The organism is Clostridium sp. BSD2780061688st1 H5, from assembly GCF_005845155.1.
Lineage (GTDB): Bacteria > Bacillota > Clostridia > Lachnospirales > Lachnospiraceae > Claveliimonas > Claveliimonas intestinigallinarum.
Genome location: NZ_SPGT01000007.1, coordinates 34,967 through 54,240, shown reverse-complemented (window position 1 = coordinate 54,240; position 19,274 = coordinate 34,967). Strand labels below are relative to the sequence as shown.

Below are 19,274 nucleotides of genomic sequence, written 5' to 3'. Positions count from 1 at the left end.
CTCTTTATACATAGTTTTTTATTAATTCAATGCCATCGCACAGCCTGTCCGCGTTCTTTTGCGGGCGTGCCCTACGGCATGCATTTCTCCGAAAGCTCCTGATGCTTCTGAAGGAGCTGGGCTGTCAGCGGCTCCGGGAACTTCTTCGGATAGGCGGACTGGTTAGCCTCATCCGTCGTCTCCCCCTCATAGAGGGCGTTCGGATAGGTCTGCTGAAGCTCCTGCCGGCCGTTTTTGATGATGCACTCCGCCATCTCCATGGCAAGGGGATTTTCGTTCTCCCCCTTGTCCACAACGGCCACGGACTCGGTGAGGGAGAAATTCCCCTCCTTTGGATCCACATAGTCAACGGGCATACCCTCGTTCTTGTCCGCCACCGCCTGGTGTCTCAGGCCAAATCCAAGGGCCACCTCCCCGGAGCGCACCTTCTTGATGGGGCCGGAGCCGGAGTCCTCGATGTGAGGGCCTGCGTTCTCATAGATCCCGGACAGCACCTCCGCCGCTCCGTCCTCCCCGTACTCGCTGACAAGAGCCTGTATGAGGAGCCAGGCTGTGGAAGAGCTCTTGATGTCCGTGACGGAGATCTGGCCCTTATAGGCAGGCTCCGCCAGGTCGGCGATACTCTCCGGCACGGGAAGCCCCGCCTCTCTAAGTGCCTGCGTATTGTAGATAATTGTTCCCTCCTGGGAGGTAATAGGCCGGTAGAAGGAGGGCGTCTCCTCCAGCGTGGGGGCGTCAAATGTGATCTCCTGGAACATCTCGTTCTCCTCCTGGGCGCTGTCCAGGTAGAAGGAACTCATGGTCACAATGTCCGCCTCGATGTCTGTCCCCTCCGCCAGGAGCTTGCCTCCCAGCTCGGAGGTGCCAAAGGTCTGGAACATATATTTCCCCTGATAGCCGTTCTCATCCAGGGCATGTTTCATGGCTGCCACCGCCTCGTCGTCCGCGTTGGAGTAGATAACCACCTGGTCTGTGTGGTTGGAGCCATCCTTTCCGGATCCGGCCACCACATACCCGGTGCCCGCTACCAGTACAAGAGCCACACAGATGGCCGCCGCCCTGGCCAGCCTGCCGGCCGGCTTCCCCGGCCTGCTTGCCCTCTTTTTGGCACTCCTTGTGCAGGCCGCCACTGCCTGGAAGAGCAGCTTGGCCGCAATGTTCGTAAAGAGGATGCACAGGGACAGCACAAATATTTCATTGAATTTGGCAAAATGCTGCAGCTCCTTGATCTTTGTGGTGATGACCATGGTTCTGGCCCCGGCAATAAAGATGACCGCGCTGACTGTCACCATGGCGTTCACAAAGTAGTAGCTGAACACCTCCAGGATGGTGGGCAGGGCGTTGGGCGTCACGATGCGGAAGATGGTCTTCATCCAGTTGTCTCCCATGAGCAGGGCTGTCGTTTCCCAGGAGGCGTTCATCTTCTCCAGGGAATTCTTCATCATCAGATAGGGCGTGGAGAAATAGTGCACCACATTGCAGATGATGATGAGGGCAAATGTGTTCTGCAGGGATGTGCCCGAAAACATCAGAAGGAAGGCGATACCTATGACCATGCCGGGGATGGTGTTGGTCACAAGGGCGATGCTCTCAATCACTCCCTTGCATCCCGCCGAGATTTTGCTTCTGGCCGTCACAAGGGCAGCGCCGTAGGCCACAATGGAGCCGATCACCGCCGTCAGCGCCGCCACCAGCAGGGAGTTTCTGAACACGCTGGCCAGCACACTGTCACTGAACACATCCCGCACATGTGCCATGGTAAATGTCATCTGGTAGGGCCACTCGCTGACAAAGGGAACGATAAACACCACCGCAAAGATAATGACGATCATCAGCAGGACCACTCCGCAGCAGATACCGCAGGCAATATCTCTTCCTCTGTTCTTAAGGTTCTCCACAATAGAAATCTTGCTGTACCGCACATTGTACCGCTCCAGATAATGGAGGAGAAGGATGCTCACCACAGAGGGCACCAGCATGGCCATAGCCACCACAGCGCCGTTGTTAAAGTCAGGCAGGCTCCCCAGCATCTCATCGTACAGGACAGAGGCCACCACCTCGTACTGTCCTCCCACGGAGGCCGGGATACCAAAATCTGTAAATGACAGAAAGAAGCACTGTACAAAGGAGGCCGCCAGGGTGCCAAGAAGCGGACGGATGATGGTGATCCAGAAGGTCTTCATCCCTCCGTCTCCCATGATCCTGGACACCACCATAAATTTCTTGTCAATGTACCCCATAGTGTTATGGATCAGCAGGAAGGACACCGGCAGCGTGTAGATCACATAGCCAAGCAGCAGCCCTGTGAACCCGTAGATGTCAAAAAGCTGATGGCCCAGGAGCCGGGTGATGAGCCCCTGCTTCCCAAAGGAGTAGATGATGGCAAATCCGTAGGTGATGGTGGGCAGCAGCATGGGCAGCACCGCCCCGCCGTGGATCAGCTTTTTTAAGGGCTTCGGAAGGTTGGTGTAGTGCACCGTGTAGGCCAGCAAAAAGGCCAGAACCGTGGTGATGACGGCGCTCAGGCCGGCTGATTTAAAGCTGTTTCCCACAGATGTCCAGAAGCCGTTCTCCGTGAACACATCCACATAGTGAACCCAGAAGTCTCCCCCTGTACTCTGGAAGGATTTTAAGAGCAGCAGGATGATGGGCGCTGCCAGGAACCAGAGAAACAGGACTGCCACTGCGATGAAAATGATCTTGATCTCTATCTGAGATTTTATCAGTCTCTCAAGCTTTGTCTTCATCTGTCCGCCCTCTACGCTGTCGCTTCACACTGAAACAGGGTGAAGATATTGCTTCTCTTGATCTCAAGCTGGTTTAAGATAAATTCCCTGATAAACGGATTGCTGGGCCTGTTGATGATCTCCTCCGGCTTTCCGTACTGGGATATCTTTCCCTCATTTATAATAAGGACACGGTCAGACAGCGTCAGGGCCTCCTCCGGATCATGGGTCACGATGATGGTAGTCAGGTGATACTCCCTGGCGATGGTCTTGATCCTGTCCTTGATGGACTCCTTGATGACGCCGTCCAGGGCGCTTAAGGGCTCATCCAGAAGAAGGATCTTCGGCTTCATAACCATGGTCCGGGCCAGCGCCACTCTCTGCTTCTGTCCTCCGGAGAGCTGCTCGATCTTCTTGTCCAGATGCTCCTTCAGCCCCAGGAGCTCGATCAGGTCGTCCACTTCATCCTGGCTGGAGATGCCTGGCTTGTTTTTTAGTCCGTAGGTAATATTCTGATAGGCATTCAGATTGGGGAACAGGGCGTAGTCCTGGAACACGATGTTAAATCCTCTCTGCTCCATGGGAACGTTTGTCATATCCTCCCCATTGTAGATAATTTTGCCTCCGTCCACCTCCGTGATGCCCAGGATCAGGTTCAGCAGTGTAGTCTTCCCGCTTCCGGAGGGCCCTAATATGGAAATGATCTCTCCGTCCTGCACATCCAGGCTGATGTCGTTCAGTATTGTCTTTCCACCAAATGACTTCTTGATATTTTTCAGTTCCAGCATAATATTGAAACTCCTTTCTTCTCCCGCGGCACCCGTTCTTCCCGTGCCGGTGTCCTCTTGTTTCGTTCCTGTCACGCCCATATTATAGGAGCTTCATTTTTCTATCTTCAATCAAATCGGGGTGAACTCTTTGTAAAGGGAATGTAAAACAGAAAAAGAGGTTTGTAGATTTTCTACAAAACCTCTTCATCCTGGCTGTAGGCCCTCCGGGCCACGATCTCGTTTGTCTTTTTCAGCTTTTTTGAAAGGACCGGATAGTTCCGGTTCAGCACCCCCGCATAGAGCATGTCCACCAGCGCCAGCTGGGAAATGCGGGAAAAAATCGTATCTCCATAGAAGAACTGCCTGTGGCTGGCGCAAAGCAGGATGTCCGCGTACTTTGCAATGAGGGCGTTCTCAAAATTGGTCAGCACCAGCGTCCTGGCCCCCGCCCTCTTTGCCGTCTGCATCATCTCCACCGTGTTCCTGGAATACCCGGAGTAGGAGACTCCAATGGCCAGGTCCTTCTTCGTCAGATTGCCCGCGCTCACGTTCTGCAGGTAGGAGTCTGTGTAGGTCCTGCAGTTCAGTCCCAGGTAGGTGAGCTTGGTGAGCAGGTCGTTGACCGTGCAAAGGGAGTTCTCCACCCCGTAGATCACGATATTGTCCGCCCCCAGGATGGCGTCCACCGCCCTCTCAAATTCCTTTTTCCGTATGCTCTTTAAGGTCTCCTCCAGCATCTGGATGGAGGTAGTGATGATCTTCCCGGGTATCTCCTCCAGCCTGTCCTTGCCGGAAAGCCGGAATCCGTAGAGGCCGATCTCCTCCTCCTTCTCCTCTGCCCGCTCCCGCATCTCGTCCTGGAGCATGGCGTACTTGAAATCCTTAAAGCTCTTGTATCCTACAGCCTTCACAAAGCGCACCACTGTGGGCTGGCTTACCTCTGCCTCACGCGCCAGCTCCTCGATAAGGAGCTCTCCCGCCTTTCCCTGGTAGGAAAAAATGTAGTCGGCCACCTTGCGCTCTGACGGCCGCAGAGCCGCATAGATGTTCTGTATCTTCTGTTTTACCATATTTCCTGTTATCCTCTCTGTAGAAACTCTACGATTTTTGTTCATTTTGAACTTTTGCCGGATGCCGTCCCTCCGACCGCTTTTTGTTATCATTTTTTCACTTTGGGGATTGTACCGAAAAAAATACAATCAGCACAGCTTGCTCCCGTTTGCCACCAGCTTGAACTTGCATCCCAGCCGCTCCGCCGCCCGCCTGCACATGATCATCCGCTGCAGGAAGATCTCAAAGTAATCCATCACCGTGCACATAGTGTCGTCCAGCTCAATCTCCATGCGGATCACTCTCTTGTCTTTATCTATAGTGAGAGTGGACGACAATGCCGCATAGTTGACCCTGTCGTGAATGTCAAAATTCGCGGGAACCGGGTTCTGCACCCGGTTCCTCCGCACATCCGTCTTGTCCGCCAGGATCAGGGCCGCCGACACCTCGTCCACAGCCGCCCCTGTGTCCTCATCGTGATGGCCGATGGCCGTCATCACAGTCATAGCGTCCGACAGCTCTGCTCCCCTCTCCTTCAGGATCTGGTAGGCCAGCACTGCCCCACTGTGGGGATGGTCATGCCGGTTCACGCTGTTGCCGATATCGTGCATGTACCCCGCAATACGGCCCAGCTCGATCTTGTGCTTCCCGTAGCCCAGCTCCTTTAAGATTTTCCCCGCCGTGTCCGCCACCTTGGCGGCGTGCTTCCTGGAATGCTCCGTGTATCCCAGCTCATTGAGTATCTCGTTTCCCTGCTCGATCAGGAGACCTATCTCCTCATCACTCCTGATCTGTTTAAATGTGACTGACAAACTCTTCTCCTCCAATATCTCTATGTATCTTACAGCCATCTGTCTCAGACTATATAACTCATATGGGTTACAGCCTCCGGATGGCGTCCATGGCCAGCGCGGATCTCTCGCACTCCTCCGCTGTCATGGTCACCTGCCAGCATAGGGGGCTGCCCTTCATATGCTCTGAGGCGTAGCTGAGGCCGTTGGTCCTCTCGTCCAGAAAAGGCCGGTCTATCTGATCCGGGTCCCCCAGAAGGATAATCTTTGTGTCCTTTCCCGCCCTGGTGATGATGCCCTTGATCTGGTTGGGCGTCATGTTCTGGGCCTCATCTATAATAAGGTAGGTCTTGATGATGGACCGGCCCCGGATATAATTCATGGCCTCTGTCTGGATCAGTCCTCTGGCAAAGATTTCCTCAATCTTTCCCCTCAGCTCGTCCTCATCCGCGTACCGCTCCTCCTCGTTGGAGTCGATCAGCTGCTCCAGGTTGTCGATAATGGGCCTCATCAGCGGAGAAATCTTCTCCTGCTCGTCCCCCGGCAGAAAGCCGATGTCCGAGTCGAACTGGGCGTTAGGCCTGCACACCAGTATCCGCCTGTACTCGCCTGTGGGATTGTTCAGCACCTTCTCAAGCCCCACTGCCAGTGAGTAAAAGGTCTTGCTTGTGCCTGCCATGCCCTTGACGATGACAAGGGGCGCCGTCTTCGCCGGCTGCATGAGAGCCTCCTGGAGAAAATACTGCCCTGCGTTTCTCGGTCGGATACCGTAGGGCGCGCTCTTTTTGTACTCCAGCTTCCGGATGACTCCTTTTTCCACCCTTCCCAGGTGGGTCTTCTTCACGGACTGATCCGCCCGCAGTATGACAAACTGATTTTCTGTGAGCTCCGGCGCAAACCGGTTGCCCTCACTGTCCGTCACGTACACGCACTGGGCCGGGATGCCTTTTTTCTTAAAATCCTTGAAAATCTCCTCAGGCACGTACACCTCGGTCCTGCCCTTGTACTGGTTTTCGTTGTCAAACACCTGCTCTGTCGTAAAGTCCTCGGCAGATATCCCCAGGATCTGCGCCTTGATGCGAAGTAGGATGTCCTTGGTCACGAGAGTCACCTGCTCCTCGTGGGTGTTCTTAAGGCCCAGGCACACCTTCAGGATCCGGTTGTCCATGACCTCCTCGGACAGCTCCGGCGGCAGCTTCACATCCACATAGTTTCTCTCCACCCGGCAGCTTCCTCCGCCGGGAAGCGGTACGCCGGTGAGCAGATCTCCCCTGTGGCGGAGCTGCTCCAGGAACCGGATAGCCCGCCTGGCGCTTGCGCCCCTCTCCCCTTCCGCTTTTTTCAGATGGTCAAGCTCCTCCAGCACAGCCATGGGAAGCACCACCTGGTTGTCCTCAAAGCACTCGGCCGCGTAGGGTGCCTGGATCAGGACATTCGTATCAAGCACATAAATCTTTACCATAGAGTATCCCCTTTCCGGATTATATTTTACCTACAGTATATCGTTCTTTCCTTTTCTCAAAATCAAGATCCTGTAAAATCTACGTAAAATTTCCTTCGTTCATAATTTGTTCATTTATCATTTAAAAAAGTTTCATTTCTTGAACACCATTTCTTCACAGCTCTGTCTTATACTAAAACTATCAAATAAATCAAGACGCTTCGTAGTAGAAATACTATTGGAATAAACTTTTTCATAATACATGCCGGGGACTGAGAAATCGGTCACCCGGCATCCTCCCGTTTTACGGGGTTTTTCAGGTATATCTGTATTTTCACACATTTTAGAGATTTTTTCTTGAAGGCCTTCCCCAAACCTTTTATAATAAGTAAGTTGACAAATGTAAAATTTAGGAGAAATGTGTGTAAAAAATGAGAAATTTGTCTGTTTTTGTAAAAGCCTTCTTCCGCATCCTGTTCACAATCCTGGCTGTGCTGCTGGCTGTCCTTGCCACTGTCATCACCTGCAGCCTGCGGTGGATGTTCGATACCTGGAGCAACCTGACCATGGACGAGCTCATCTACCATCTGACATCCCCACTGGATGGAACCAACGATGCCATGATCAGGGAGTACATTGATACATGTATTGTGCCGGCTGTCATCGTTCTTCTTTTCCTCCTCGTGCTTTTTGCCGCTTTCCGGAAAAAGAAGCGCTACTATATTGTCATGGCAGGGGCTATCGTCCTGTCCGTATCAGTGGGCGCTCTGTCGGTGAGAGGCGCCTGGCAGGATCTGGATGTGGGAAACTATGTGGCGGACAGGGGAACCTACTCCACCTTTATCGACGACAATTATGTGAGTCCGTCGGATGTGGAGCTGACCTTCCCTCAGGAGAAGAGAAACCTGATCTACATCTTCCTTGAGTCCATGGAGACCACCTACGCTGACACACAAAGCGGCGGCGCCTTTGATCGCAATGTGATCCCTGAGCTGACACAGATTGCCCAGGAAAATGAAGACTTTTCCGGAGAGACCGCTGACCTGAACGGCGGATACTCCATGCCCGGCACTACCTGGACCATCGGCGCCATGTTTGCCCAGACCTCCGGCCTGCCACTGAGCGTCTCCATCGACGGGAACAGCATGGATACCCAGACCAGCTTCTTTGCCGGGGCCGTGACTCTTGGCGACATCCTGGAAAGCCAGGGCTATTCCCAGACTCTCCTCATCGGCTCAGACGCAGCCTTCGGAGGGCGGGAGCTCTACTTCACCGAGCACGGGAATTACGAGATGATGGATTATAAATACGCGGTGCAAAACGGCCTCATCCCGGAGGACTACCATGTATGGTGGGGCTATGAAGATGAGAAGCTCTTTGAGTTCGCCAGGCAGAAGGTGACCGAGCTGGCCGCCCAGCCGGAGCCCTTTAACCTCACCATGCTGACAGTGGACACACACTTTGAGGACGGGTATGTGTGCGAGCGCTGCCCGCAGCTCTACGGTGATGACCAGTATTCCAATGTCATGCGCTGCTCCAGCCGGCAGGTCTCCGCCTTCGTACAGTGGCTCCAGCAGCAGGATTTTTACGAGAACACCACCATCATCCTCTGCGGAGACCATCCTACCATGGACAGCGACTACTGCGAGGATATTGACAGCGGCTACACCCGGAAGACCTACACCGCCTACATCAATGCCGCGGCCCAGAAGGAGACGGAGACAAGGCGGGATTTCACCACCTTTGATCAGTTTCCCACCACTCTGGCCGCCCTGGGCGTGCAGATTGAGGGCAACCGCCTGGGGCTGGGTACCAACCTTTTCTCCTCCGAGCCCACGCTGACTGAGAGATTTGGGCGGGAAACAGAGGAGAGGGAGCTGAAGAAAAATTCTCAGCTCATCGAGAAGCTGGCAGATATCGACTATGACTCCGAGTCTCTGAAAGTGCGAGAGGGGCGTGTTCCCACAGGCACTGTCTACGCGGATCCCTATCTGCGGGACATCGGAGGAATTCCTGTCACGGTGACAGACCTGGCCAATCTGCCGGACGAGGTGCAGAGCGTGCAGATCGCGGTCTGGACCAATGAGGACCAGAGCGACCTGCAGTGGATACAGCTGGGGGCCCGGGAAGACGGAAGCTTTGGCGCTAACATCAATGTGGCCAACTACGGCTTCAAGCTGGGTGTCTACTATATAGACGCCTACATTGTGGACAGCACCGGCACTCCCTATATGATCGGCCAGGCCACAGGCTATGTAGATTAAAACCATACAGATGAAAGCAGCAATTTATAACGGCGCTGCCCTTTACGGGGTCAGCGCCACTTTTATCACCCCGTCCTCTTTTCTTTCAAACAGCCGGTACATTTCCATGGCGTCCGCCAGGGGTGCTCTGTGGGTGATCAGACACTCTCCCTTCAGCCTTCCCTGCGCTGTCAGCTCCAGTATTTCCCTGCAGCTGCAGGCATCCACACCCCCTGTCTTGAAGATCAGATTTTTCCCGTACATTTCCGGGAGAGGCAGAATCTGGTTCTCCTCGTACATGGCTGCAACAACCACCACCGCGTTAGGCCTCGCCGCCTGCCAGGCAAGCTGAAAGCTGTCCTTTCCTCCAGCCGCCTCGATGACCACATCGGCCCCCCTGCCCTGTGTCCGCTCTCTCAGCGCATCCGGCACAGAGACATTGGCAGGGTTCAGAAAATCGTCCGCCAGTCCGTGTCTCCTCGCAAAAGCCAGCCTGCTCTCATCTATATCCGCCGCCACGATCCTGGCAGGACTGTAGAGGGCCGCACACATCATGGCACACATGCCTGCCGGCCCTGCCCCCAGCACAAGGACTGTGTCTCTCTTTTTGATCTCCCCGATCTTTGCCGCCCAGTACCCGGTGGACAGAAGGTCCCCTGTAAAGAGCGCCTGCTCGTCTGTCACCTGGTCCGGTATAGGCGTCAGGGCCTGGTCCGCAAAGGGAATGCGCACGTACTCAGCCTGGCCCCCGTCTATGCGGCAGCCCAGCGCCCATCCGCCGTTCTTGTCCTCACAGTTGTTGACAAATCCTCTTTTGCAGAAAAAGCATTCCCCGCAGAAGGTCTCCACATTCACCGCCACCCGCTGTCCGGGGCGCACATTTTTCACCCTCCTCCCTGTCTCCTCCACAACGCCCACAAACTCATGCCCCAGGATAATCCCCGGCACGGCCCTGGGAACTGCTCCGTTTCTTATATGAAGATCGCTGGTGCAGATGGTAGTCAGCGTCACCCGAAGGATGGCGTCCGTGTCCTCCTCTATGTGCGGCATGGGCCGCTCTTCCATGCCTATCTCACCTTTTCCTCTATATACAACTGCCTGCATGCTTCTCCCTCCCTGTCTGTTTTAGTCCATTCTATCACACTCCCTTCCTTTTTGCGATACGCCTGTACAGGGCAAAGCCCGGCAGGAGAAGGACAAGAAAGATAAGCAGGAGGACAGCCACCGTCACGGCAGGCATCGCACCGCTCTCTTCTTCCCTTCCTTCCACAGCAGCCCCTGTCCCGTCCTCATGCTGCTTAAAGCCATCCTTCTCCAGTCCCAGGGATTGCCTGACAGGGGACAGCAGCCGGCCCGCCAGCGACTGCCTTGGCACCACCTGGAACACCACAGAATCCTTTTTCTCATTTCCAGCCTTATCCACAGCGGTCACGCGGATACTGTGAACCTGATACTCCTCAAATGTGCAGGTGTATTCATCTGTGCCCGGCGCCAGGCTCTGCCTTTCACCATTGACCCGGATCTCCTTTATCCAGTCCGCGCTGTTTCCCAGGCGGACCGTGCAGGTCCTGCGCTCCTCGTAGGCCACGCCGTTTTCCACCCCTTCAAATACGATCTTTGGGGGCGTGTGGTCGATGACAAACTCCGCCGCTGCCCGGGAGCGGTTGCCCGCCGCGTCCACTGCCTCGGCCTCCAGAATACGCCTGCCTTCCTTTTTCACCGTCTGTCCCGGAAGATAGGGAACGCCGTCCAGTGTCAGCCTGTAGGTGTAGCTGGTAAAATCCGTGAATATCTCGGATACAGGCCTGTCCCAGCAAAATTCCTTCACCCAGGTTCCATCTATCTCATCCACATAGGCGATCACCGGGTTCTGCTTGTCCACAATGACCTGGGTCTCTGTCTCCGATTGGAACCCGGCCCTGTCCACAGCCCTGATCCGCATCCGGTAAATGCCGTCCTGGCTGAAAATCTGGCTCAGCTTGCTGCTGCCATTTTCATCCCTCCATTCCCCCTCCTCAAGCACAGTACTGGCCCCCTCCGGGGAAATCCAGATAGTGTGCACGCTGCAGGAGGCCAGCCCGTTGTCATCGGATGCCTCGAAAAGAGCCTGGACGTCCCTGCTGGTGATCATATAGTCCTGCACTCCTCTGATCTCCACAGCAGGAGGGGCATCATCCACATACACCTGGCTCTCCCGATAGGTCCGGTTGCCGGCCTGGTCAACAGCAGCAACCGCCACAGGGATTCCCTGTCCTCCTCTGGATGCCTGGCGGACAGAGAAGGCTCCCTCACTCTTTTCTGTTCTTTCCTGTTGCTGTCCATTTATATAGCATACAATGTATTTTATTCCGCTTCCATCACTGCTTTCTCTTGTTTTGTATCTTACATTAGCCTGATACTGATGCCAGTCCTCTCCTCCTTCCACCCACATATCCAGGGCAGGCGGACAGGTATCTATTTTAAATAAGAACTCCTTCTCATAGAGAATCCGGAGTTCTTCCCCCGGCGGCGTGTACTCGATCCAGACCCGAAGATGGTTCTCCCCCTCCCCGAAGGCCTCCGGCTCCACAACCGCCTGCCCGTCCGGCTGGCTGATGCGGCCCCCGGCCGAGACTCCCGAGGCGTTTTCCAGGCTGTAGACAGTCTCCCCTGTCTCTCCCTGGTGCAGGATCGTCACCTGCGGCTTTACTGTATAGTACTGATCCTCCCCGTCCGGCTCCCCATATGTAATCTCATACGGAACAGGCGGATCCTCCTTCTGGCCATCACCGTCCTCCCCCTTCTGGGGCTGGTCTGTCTGCTCCTCTCCCGGGTTTTCGCCTCCCTCTCCTGATTGCTCTGTATCCCCCTTCGGCTGCTCATGCTGTTCCTCACCTTCATCTCCGCTGTCTGTCTCCTCCCTCTCCTCGTATGTTTGCTTCCCGTCCTCGTATGTTTCCTGACTTTCCTCATACGTTTCCTGTCTGTCCTCCTGGGCAAATGTCTCCTGCTGCCCGTACAGAGCAGCCAGAAGAAGAACCAGCAGAAGGAACTGAGCTGCTATTTTCCTACCCATACTTCCTCACCCTCCACTTTGATCTCATACTCTTCCTGCAGCTTCTTAAACTCCGGCTCATCCGCTATCTTTGGAACCTCACGGAGAAATTTCTGTATCGTCTGGGCGCAGACCTGCCTGTCTGTCTCCGGCGAGGCGCACTGCATACGGATATACTGAACGCGAAGGAGCACAGAGTCTGTCAGCTCCTCCAGCCCTCTCTGGCAGTATTCCCAAGCAGCCTCCATGTCCCCGCTTTCCCCGCAGAGAGAGATCAGACTGCTGTATATCTGCTCCCGTATCCCTTCCTCCTCTTCCAGCTCCAGTATGTACCCGTACTGCTCTGCCGACTTTTCCGGCTTCCCCGCCGCCTCAAAGGCCCCGGCCAGCATCCACCTGGCCTCCTTTTCCTTCTCGTGGTCTCTGTCCGCCTCCGTCCAGTCCCGGAGGGCAAAAAGCTGCTCCCCCAGCCGAATGATCTCCTCCTTGGCCTCGTCCTTTTCCAGGAGCCCGTATCCCCGCAGGATGGACAGATAGTATCTGTAGTCCGCCCTGTCCGGCATATTTTCCTGCAGCTCCTTCAGAAGCGTTTCCAACTCCTCCGCATCCATGTAATCCGCATCCAGCATGCAGGCGGAGAGCTCGGCGTAACCGGCTGCCAGAAAATTGTCCTGGCCCGCCTCCCGGAACAGCTGCCGGCTCTCCCGGTAGACCTCAAGCTCCAGAAAATAGAGCATGGCCATATCAAATTTCAGCTGATCCGCTGTCTGAGCGGCCTCCTCCGTCTCTCCTTCTGTCTTTGCTTTTGTGCTATTCCTGGGGCTCTCACCTGCACCGCCCTCTGAACTCTCCTGCGGGCTCTTGGAATTTTCCTGCACACTTTTATCTGCGGGATCCTTTGCTGTGATGACCATGACTGCTGTAAAGGAAACTGCCGCGGCGGCAATGACCATAGCTTTTCTTGTCTTTTTTGTCTCCTGTCTGTCTTTTGGAAATTGTTCTGATATTTCTCGAACCGAATGATATTGTTTTCTGGATCTGCCTCTCTTCTCCTGACCAGGAGTCTGACTGAGGCATCTGAAAATGATTTTTTGCAGCTTTCGCTTTGTCCCCCCCTGAATGGGCGGGTCTGTCTCTACCGCTGCCAGCATATACTGGAAGGTCCGGCCGATCCCGTATATGTCGTCCGCCAGGCTTTCCCGCTGGCAGTACTGGTTGTCCGGCATCAGGAAGCTCTCCCTTACGCTCCTTCTCGTCAGCTTCTTTCTGAGCTCCTGCTGCCCTGCGGCGGACAGGTCGAGAAGATGGATCCTCCCATCCTCCCCCGCGATCATGCTGTAGGGATTTACGTACTGATAACAGGGGTTTCCCCTGCACCGGTGAAATTTCTCCAGCTCCTCAAGGATCTGCCGCATCCATGCAAGAAGCTGCTCTCTGGGCAGGCTGGGCCGGTATTTCAGACAGGATGCCAGCAGTACGCCCGGCATGCAGTCTGAACTGACATAGCACCGCCCCTGGTTTTCCACAAGTTTCAGGATGTCATATTCTGTCTGCTGCTCCATATGCACACCTCCAGTCTGTACTGTACTCTGCATTGAAAAGGAATAGACTCGGCGAAGTGCCGAAGAATGAAAAAAGCGACCGCTTTTTGAAGCTTATACAGATAGTAGCACAGACCAGAGGAAAATGCAAGATAAAATTATGTGAATTTTTTATTGCTGCTCCTCCTGGAGCCGGCGCATATGCCCCATCTCTCTCCCCACGAGGATAACTGCTGTCACAAAGGCAATGGAGTCTGCCGCAGGCCCCGCAAACATGATGCCGTCCAGGCCGAGGAAGACCGGGAGGATCAAAAGCAGCGGTATCAGGAAGAAGACCTGTCTTGTCATGGACAGGAGCAGTCCCTTCACCGGCTTGCCGATAGCGGCAAAGAAATTGGATGAGATAAGCTGCACGCCGTTTGCGATGACCATAAAGAGGAAAATTCTCATGAAACGTACCGCAAAGGTAAAATACAGCTCATCCCCTGTCCCGAACAGAGAGATAATCTGCCTGGGGAAAAACTGGAACAGAATAAATCCCACCGCAGAGATTGCCAGGTTGACACAGATCGCCAGCTTGTAGGTGCTGCGCACCCGGTCATATTTTCTCGCCCCGTAGTTGAAGCCGATGATGGGCTGGCTTCCCTGGGAAATCCCTATGATGAACGCCAGCAGAATGGCGTTTGTCTTCATGACGATCCCGCAGGCGGCCAGGGGGATGTCCGTCCCGTAGGGAGAGGAGGCCCCGTAATAGGTCAGAGAATTGTTCAGGACAATCTGCACAAACGTGATGGCCACCTGGTTCAGGCTGTTGCTCATGCCCAGGGAGGCGGTACTCAGACATTCCCGGGGGACGAGGCGGATGTCCTCCCTCTTCAGTTCAATGTTTTTAAATTTCCAGATATAACGCACAGCGGCCACAAAGGAGCAGACCTGTCCGATGACCGTAGCCCAGGCAGCGCCCGCCACGCCCCAGTGAAAGATGAAGATGAACACCGGGTCCAGGATGGTGTTGACCACAGCGCCTATGAGCATGCTTGTCATAGAGTATTTGGGGCTGCCATCCGCCCTGGCCAGGTTGCTCATGCCGTTGGTCACGATGAGGAAGGGCATGCCCACCGCCGTGATCCTTGTGTAGTCGATAGCATAGGGAAGTACATCCGCTGTAGCCCCGAAGGCCATCAGAAGAGGATGAAGAAATACTTCGATCAGCACCGCATAAATGACTCCAAAGGCCACCATCATGCTGATGCCGTTTCCCACCACCAGCCGCGCCTTGTCCTTCTCCCCCGCTCCCAGATGGAGGGAAAAGCGCGAGGCACTGCCGATGCCGATGAGAAGGGCGATGGCAAGACAGATGGTGGTGAGTGGATAGGCCACGTTGGTGGCCGCGTTTCCCAGGTAGCCCACTCCCTGTCCGATAAAAATCTGGTCCACGATATTGTAGAGGGAGCTCACCACCATGGCGATGATACTGGGGATGGCAAAGCCGCGCAAAAGCTCCGGTATGCTCTTGTATCCCAGCGGATTTTCCTGTGTTTGTACAGCTGTGTTCATTTCCATATTTTCTCCTGCTTGTTCTTTCTTATTTTCTCCATATGATCTTTCTATTTTCCTGGCAGCATTTCGCCGTCAACAGAGGGCCTCCATGGAAATGACCGCCGCAGCTTTCATAAGCCCGGCTTCTCTCTCATCGTGGGTCACAAAGAGAACCGTCCTCCCCTGACATTTCCTGGCTGTGTAGGCGATGACCTTCTGCCGGGTCTCCTCGTCCAGCCCTTTGAAGGGCTCGTCCAGGAACAGGATGTCACCGGGGGCCAGCAGCGCCCGCAGCAGGGCGACTCTGCGCTTCATGCCGCCGGACAGCTCGTGGACAGGCTGTCCCGCGCAGCCCTCCAGATCCACCTCCCTCATCTCTTCTTGTATCTGCGCTTTCGTTCTGTCCGGGCATGTGAGGCGGATGTTGGCCATGACGCTTAAGTTCTCGCACAGCCTGTCCTCCTGGAAGACAGCGCTCTTTTTCATGGCAGCCATCTCCCTGGATCCGCCGAAATCTTCGTCCGCCTGTTCAAGTCCCATGAGGATCCGGAGGAGAGTCGTCTTGCCACAGCCAGACCTGCCCATGATGCAGGTGGTTCTCCCCTCCTCTATGTGAAGAGAGAAATGCTCCAGCACCCTGTGTTCCCCGTATGTTTTATTTATATCTGTGATGTCAGGCATGATTTTTCCTCTCTTTCTCTTTACCGCCTTGGCCGCCAGCCGTCCGCATACCTTATCCCATCCGCTCCATACAACGGACAAGATATTCCACACCCCTTAAAAATCCCTTCTCAAAGAGGACACTGATACAGATGATGACCAGCGTCCAGGCAAAGAGCTTCGGCGTATCCAGATAAATCTTCGCATTGTAGAGATTTTCTCCTATGGAATTCTGAGGGATGCCGATGACCTCCGCCGCCACGCCGGCCTTCCAGCACAATCCCAGAGCCAGGGAGCAGCCGGTCCGGAAATAGGGGAGGACCTGGGAGACGTAAATGCTCCGCAGCCTTCTGCCAAAGGGGATGTCAAAGACCTGCGCCATCTCCAGGAGCTTCCCGTCCATCTGGCTGATGCCGTCCAGCACGTTCGTGTAGATCACCGGAAATACCATGAGAAATGAGATCAGCACAGACAGGTTCCGGGACGACACCCAGATGAGGACGAGGATGACAAAGGACGCCACCGGGATGGATTTGATGGTCACCACAAAGGGAAGGAGGAATTCCTTAAGCCGCGCCGAAGCGGCCGAGAGACCCGCAAGCGCCACTCCCAGGATCACAGCCAGCAGAAATCCTCCCACGATCCGGAGCATGGATGAGGCAATAGAGAGCCAGAACTGTGCCGTGGCAGCCAGCTGAAAGAGGGTAAAGACAACAGTGACAGGAGATACGAGAAGTATCTCCTGTCCGATCCACATACTCACTGCCTGCCATATGAGCAGCCATACAAGTACCGCCCACAGCTTTATCTTATTCCTGGGTGTAGTAGAAATCATCATCTGGCAGCTGTCCTCCTATAGCCTCCGGGTTCTGCTCGTTTAATACGGCAAGATATCCGGACAGCTTCTCCTGCATCTCATCCCCTGTGATGCAGACGATGTTGCACGCGGGGATCGCCTTCTTTGCCACCTCCGCAGGAACGATATCATAGTTTCCGACAAGCTGGGCCGCCTCGTCCACATTTTCATTGACAAATTCAACGGATGACTTATATCTCTCCATAAAATCGGACACAGCCTCCGGATGCTCCTTGGCAAACTCTGTCCTCACGATCACCACGCCAGTGAGGAGGGCGCTTGGATTTTCCGCATTCTCCTGGATCTTATCCCACTCTTCTGTCAGATCCAGGGCTACCCGCAGGTCCGGGTTCTGGGCCTGGGCTGTAGTCACAAAGGGCTGGGGCAGCATGGCAATGCCGGACGGATCCTGGGCCAGAGCCGCCACGCACTCAGAGTGCTCGCTCTTCCACTCGATGGTCACATCCGACGCCGGGTCAATGCCGTTCTCCTGCAGGATATAGTTGAGGGCATACTCCGGTGTGGCTCCCTTGCCGCTTGCGTAGATCGTCTTTCCCCTCAGGTCAGCCACGGACTGAACCGTATCCCCGTTTTCCACAATGTAGAGGACACCCAGCGTGTTGATGGCAAGGACCTGTACGCCGCCCTCCAGTTTATTGTAGAGGACAGAGGACACATTAGCGGGCACTGCCGCGATGTCTGTCTCTCCCTGGGAGATGGACGGCGTCACCTCGTCGATGGAAGCCGCGATGGTAAACTGATAATTTTCGCTGTCAATCTTTCCGTTGTCAGCATCGTCCATCATCTGGACCATCCCCATAGCTGTAGGGCCCTTGAGGGCTGTCACGTTCACATCCACAGGCTCGCTCTCCGTCTCCTGAGCCCCGCTCTGTGACTCACTCTGGGTCTGCTCCTCACTGCTGCTGTCAGCCGCGCTGCTGCCGCAGCCGGCCAGCATGGAAGCGGTCATGGCAAAGGCCAGCAGGATGGCGCTGATCTTCTTCATTCTCTTTTTCATAATTTATATTCCTCCTTTTGTCGTTCAATGATGTCCAGGGAATATTATAACGCGGCAAAACCAAGGTGTAAAGGCAGGCCGGACTGTTTTTCTATGTCTTCAGTTCCGGTGAACCTTCCCCTTTTCCGTACAAAAATCCCGCAGATACATTCATCAGCATCTGCGGGATCTCCATAACAGATATTCACATGGTATAAAAGAAATTTTTTCGTTTACAGAGTTTACAAATTATAAGGCCGGAACAGATGTCTCGGAATTCCGTCTACCATAACAGGAGACACATCTCCCTGGATGAGGGGCCGCACATAGGCCACAAACTCATCTGTCACACCTGTGCCCTCCTCATTGACCCACTCTCTTGGCACCAGCTTCTCGTCGTTGGCGATCTTGTGCACGTCCTTCACCTCTGTGCCGCACTGGTACGGATCATCGGACAGTCTCTGGAGAACCACCATCTTTCCGGAATCTCCCTCATCCGCCGCCTTCACGGCCGCACCGCCCACCTGGTAGGCTTCCAGGATATCCACTCTGGATGCCGCATGGGATGCGGATCTCTGGAGGCTGCTCAGCTCGATAGCCCTGGTCTTACATCCGATCTCCCCGGCAATAAAGCTGGCAAGATAGGACGCTGTCCCGGACAGCTGCTTATGTCCAAAGGCATCCACAAAGTCAATGCTGCTTCCCAGCTCGCACACATAGGTGCCATCGGCCGTCCGAATTCCCTCTGACACTGCCACTACGACAGAGGGCTTCTTGGACAGGAGCTCCTTTACCTTGTCGCTGAAGGCGTGCAGGTCAAAGGGAAGCTCCGGCAGGTAGATCAGATCCGGGCCCTCGCAGTCCTCGCCCTTTGCCAATGCAGCCGCTCCGGTCAGCCATCCCGCATTCCTTCCCATGATCTCCACAATGCTCACAAGTCCCTTGCTGTACTCCAGGCAGAAGCTGTCGCGGATGATTTCTTTTACAGAGGTTCCGATATATTTCGCGGCGCTCCCATAGCCGGGGGTGTGGTCCGTCAGAGCCAGATCATTGTCAATGGTCTTTGGGCAGCCGATAAAGCGGGTCGGATGTCCGGTCACAATGGCATAATCGGAAAGCTTTTTGATGGTGTCCATGGAGTCGTTTCCGCCGATGTAGATAAAGGCCTCTATGTCCAGCTTGTCAAGGATGCCGAATATTTTTTCATATACCCCCCTGTCCTCGTGGATCTCCGGCAGCTTAAAGCGGCAGGATCCAAGAAACGCAGCGGGAGTCCTCTTCAGAAGCTCCGCGTCCAGCTCTGTGGTGATATACTCAGACAGATCGAGATACCTTTCCTGCAAAAGCCCCTGTATGCCGTGAAGCATGCCGTACACTTTATTCGCCCCGCGGTCCTTTGCTGTGCGGTACACACCGGCAAGGCTGGAATTGATGGCGGCTGTGGGACCGCCAGACTGACCTACGATTACATTTCGTTTCATGTTATGCTACCTCCGTCCTTTTTGCCTGCCCACGGCGCATCCTTTCCGCCACGAAAACCCGGACATAATATGTGGCCGCTGTCAGGCTCTTAATATATCTATTTTAGTATATTTATCCATATATGTCCATAAAAATAAGGTTTTT

General features: G+C 54.6%; 14 protein-coding genes. 1 reads left to right on the top strand and 13 read right to left on the bottom strand.

The window, feature by feature from the left end; translation table 11 throughout:
- Window positions 1-71: 71 nt before the first annotated feature.
- The 5 genes from FGQ86_RS06160 to FGQ86_RS06140 all read right to left on the bottom strand — a co-directional run bounded on the left by FGQ86_RS06160 (window position 72) and on the right by FGQ86_RS06140 (window position 6,799).
- Window positions 72-2,747, bottom strand: coding sequence for an extracellular solute-binding protein (locus FGQ86_RS06160; protein WP_243127177.1), 2,676 nt, complete (start codon window positions 2,745-2,747; stop codon window positions 72-74).
- Between the two features lie 11 nt (window positions 2,748-2,758).
- Window positions 2,759-3,514: an ABC transporter ATP-binding protein gene (locus tag FGQ86_RS06155; protein ID WP_033124306.1), complete on the bottom strand. Its 756-nt coding sequence runs from the start codon at window positions 3,512-3,514 to the stop codon at window positions 2,759-2,761.
- 173 nt (window positions 3,515-3,687) lie between these two features.
- On the bottom strand, window positions 3,688-4,566 hold the full coding sequence (locus tag FGQ86_RS06150; RefSeq protein ID WP_033124307.1) for a MurR/RpiR family transcriptional regulator: 879 nt from the start codon (window positions 4,564-4,566) through the stop codon (window positions 3,688-3,690).
- Window positions 4,567-4,695: 129 nt separating this feature from the next.
- Entirely contained in the window at window positions 4,696-5,397 is a 702-nt protein-coding gene (locus FGQ86_RS06145) for an HD domain-containing protein (protein WP_052083735.1), read from the bottom strand.
- Between the two features lie 28 nt (window positions 5,398-5,425).
- The gene (locus tag FGQ86_RS06140) at window positions 5,426-6,799 is read right to left on the bottom strand and encodes a PhoH family protein (RefSeq protein ID WP_138303224.1); all 1,374 of its coding nucleotides are present in this window, start codon (window positions 6,797-6,799) and stop codon (window positions 5,426-5,428) included.
- Window positions 6,800-7,209: 410 nt separating this feature from the next.
- Here FGQ86_RS06140 and FGQ86_RS06135 point away from each other — a divergent pair, with 410 nt between their 5' ends.
- Window positions 7,210-9,042 (top strand): GBS Bsp-like repeat-containing protein, encoded by a 1,833-nt coding sequence (locus tag FGQ86_RS06135; RefSeq protein ID WP_052083736.1) that lies wholly within the window; start codon window positions 7,210-7,212, stop codon window positions 9,040-9,042.
- A 42-nt stretch (window positions 9,043-9,084) separates the two neighbouring features.
- On the opposite strand, the gene FGQ86_RS06130 is transcribed toward FGQ86_RS06135, so the two are convergent.
- From FGQ86_RS06130 to FGQ86_RS06095, 8 genes are all read right to left on the bottom strand, one after another.
- Window positions 9,085-10,125 (bottom strand): Zn-dependent alcohol dehydrogenase, encoded by a 1,041-nt coding sequence (locus FGQ86_RS06130; RefSeq protein WP_033124309.1) that lies wholly within the window; start codon window positions 10,123-10,125, stop codon window positions 9,085-9,087.
- A gap of 34 nt (window positions 10,126-10,159) precedes the next feature.
- Entirely contained in the window at window positions 10,160-12,076 is a 1,917-nt protein-coding gene (locus FGQ86_RS06125) for a hypothetical protein (protein WP_033124310.1), read from the bottom strand.
- Window positions 12,061-13,617, bottom strand: a complete 1,557-nt coding sequence (locus tag FGQ86_RS06120) for a serine/threonine-protein kinase (RefSeq protein WP_138303223.1) — start codon at window positions 13,615-13,617, stop codon at window positions 12,061-12,063. The genes FGQ86_RS06125 and FGQ86_RS06120 overlap by 16 nt, the downstream gene beginning before the upstream one ends.
- 150 nt (window positions 13,618-13,767) lie before the next feature.
- Window positions 13,768-15,153: an MATE family efflux transporter gene (locus FGQ86_RS06115; RefSeq protein WP_033124312.1), complete on the bottom strand. Its 1,386-nt coding sequence runs from the start codon at window positions 15,151-15,153 to the stop codon at window positions 13,768-13,770.
- A gap of 75 nt (window positions 15,154-15,228) precedes the next feature.
- Window positions 15,229-15,897 carry an ATP-binding cassette domain-containing protein gene (locus FGQ86_RS06110; RefSeq protein WP_330635906.1) on the bottom strand — a complete coding sequence of 223 codons (669 nt, stop codon included), beginning with the start codon at window positions 15,895-15,897 and terminating at the stop codon, window positions 15,229-15,231.
- Window positions 15,869-16,633 (bottom strand): ABC transporter permease subunit, encoded by a 765-nt coding sequence (locus FGQ86_RS06105; RefSeq protein WP_138303222.1) that lies wholly within the window; start codon window positions 16,631-16,633, stop codon window positions 15,869-15,871. The genes FGQ86_RS06110 and FGQ86_RS06105 overlap by 29 nt, the downstream gene beginning before the upstream one ends.
- Window positions 16,605-17,657 (bottom strand): ABC transporter substrate-binding protein, encoded by a 1,053-nt coding sequence (locus tag FGQ86_RS06100; RefSeq protein ID WP_033124364.1) that lies wholly within the window; start codon window positions 17,655-17,657, stop codon window positions 16,605-16,607. The genes FGQ86_RS06105 and FGQ86_RS06100 overlap by 29 nt, the downstream gene beginning before the upstream one ends.
- A gap of 233 nt (window positions 17,658-17,890) precedes the next feature.
- On the bottom strand, window positions 17,891-19,129 hold the full coding sequence (locus tag FGQ86_RS06095) for a 6-phosphofructokinase (protein ID WP_033124313.1): 1,239 nt from the start codon (window positions 19,127-19,129) through the stop codon (window positions 17,891-17,893).
- Window positions 19,130-19,274: the final 145 nt, after the last annotated feature.

Excerpts from the sequence above, each read along its gene's own strand:
- FGQ86_RS06120 (WP_138303223.1), bottom strand. The coding sequence starts at position 13,617 with ATGGAGCAGCAGACAGAATATGACATCCTGAAACTTGTGGAAAACCAG.
- FGQ86_RS06135 (WP_052083736.1), top strand. The coding sequence starts at position 7,210 with ATGAGAAATTTGTCTGTTTTTGTAAAAGCCTTCTTCCGCATCCTGTTC.
- FGQ86_RS06145 (WP_052083735.1), bottom strand. The coding sequence starts at position 5,397 with ATGGCTGTAAGATACATAGAGATATTGGAGGAGAAGAGTTTGTCAGTC.
- FGQ86_RS06140 (WP_138303224.1), bottom strand. The coding sequence starts at position 6,799 with ATGGTAAAGATTTATGTGCTTGATACGAATGTCCTGATCCAGGCACCC.
- FGQ86_RS06100 (WP_033124364.1), bottom strand. The coding sequence starts at position 17,657 with ATGAAGAAGATCAGCGCCATCCTGCTGGCCTTTGCCATGACCGCTTCC.
- FGQ86_RS06125 (WP_033124310.1), bottom strand. The coding sequence starts at position 12,076 with ATGGGTAGGAAAATAGCAGCTCAGTTCCTTCTGCTGGTTCTTCTTCTG.
- FGQ86_RS06160 (WP_243127177.1), bottom strand. The coding sequence starts at position 2,747 with ATGAAGACAAAGCTTGAGAGACTGATAAAATCTCAGATAGAGATCAAG.
- FGQ86_RS06095 (WP_033124313.1), bottom strand. The coding sequence starts at position 19,129 with ATGAAACGAAATGTAATCGTAGGTCAGTCTGGCGGTCCCACAGCCGCC.
- FGQ86_RS06150 (WP_033124307.1), bottom strand. The coding sequence starts at position 4,566 with ATGGTAAAACAGAAGATACAGAACATCTATGCGGCTCTGCGGCCGTCA.
- FGQ86_RS06105 (WP_138303222.1), bottom strand. The coding sequence starts at position 16,633 with ATGATGATTTCTACTACACCCAGGAATAAGATAAAGCTGTGGGCGGTA.
- FGQ86_RS06115 (WP_033124312.1), bottom strand. The coding sequence starts at position 15,153 with ATGAACACAGCTGTACAAACACAGGAAAATCCGCTGGGATACAAGAGC.
- FGQ86_RS06130 (WP_033124309.1), bottom strand. The coding sequence starts at position 10,125 with ATGCAGGCAGTTGTATATAGAGGAAAAGGTGAGATAGGCATGGAAGAG.
- FGQ86_RS06155 (WP_033124306.1), bottom strand. The coding sequence starts at position 3,514 with ATGCTGGAACTGAAAAATATCAAGAAGTCATTTGGTGGAAAGACAATA.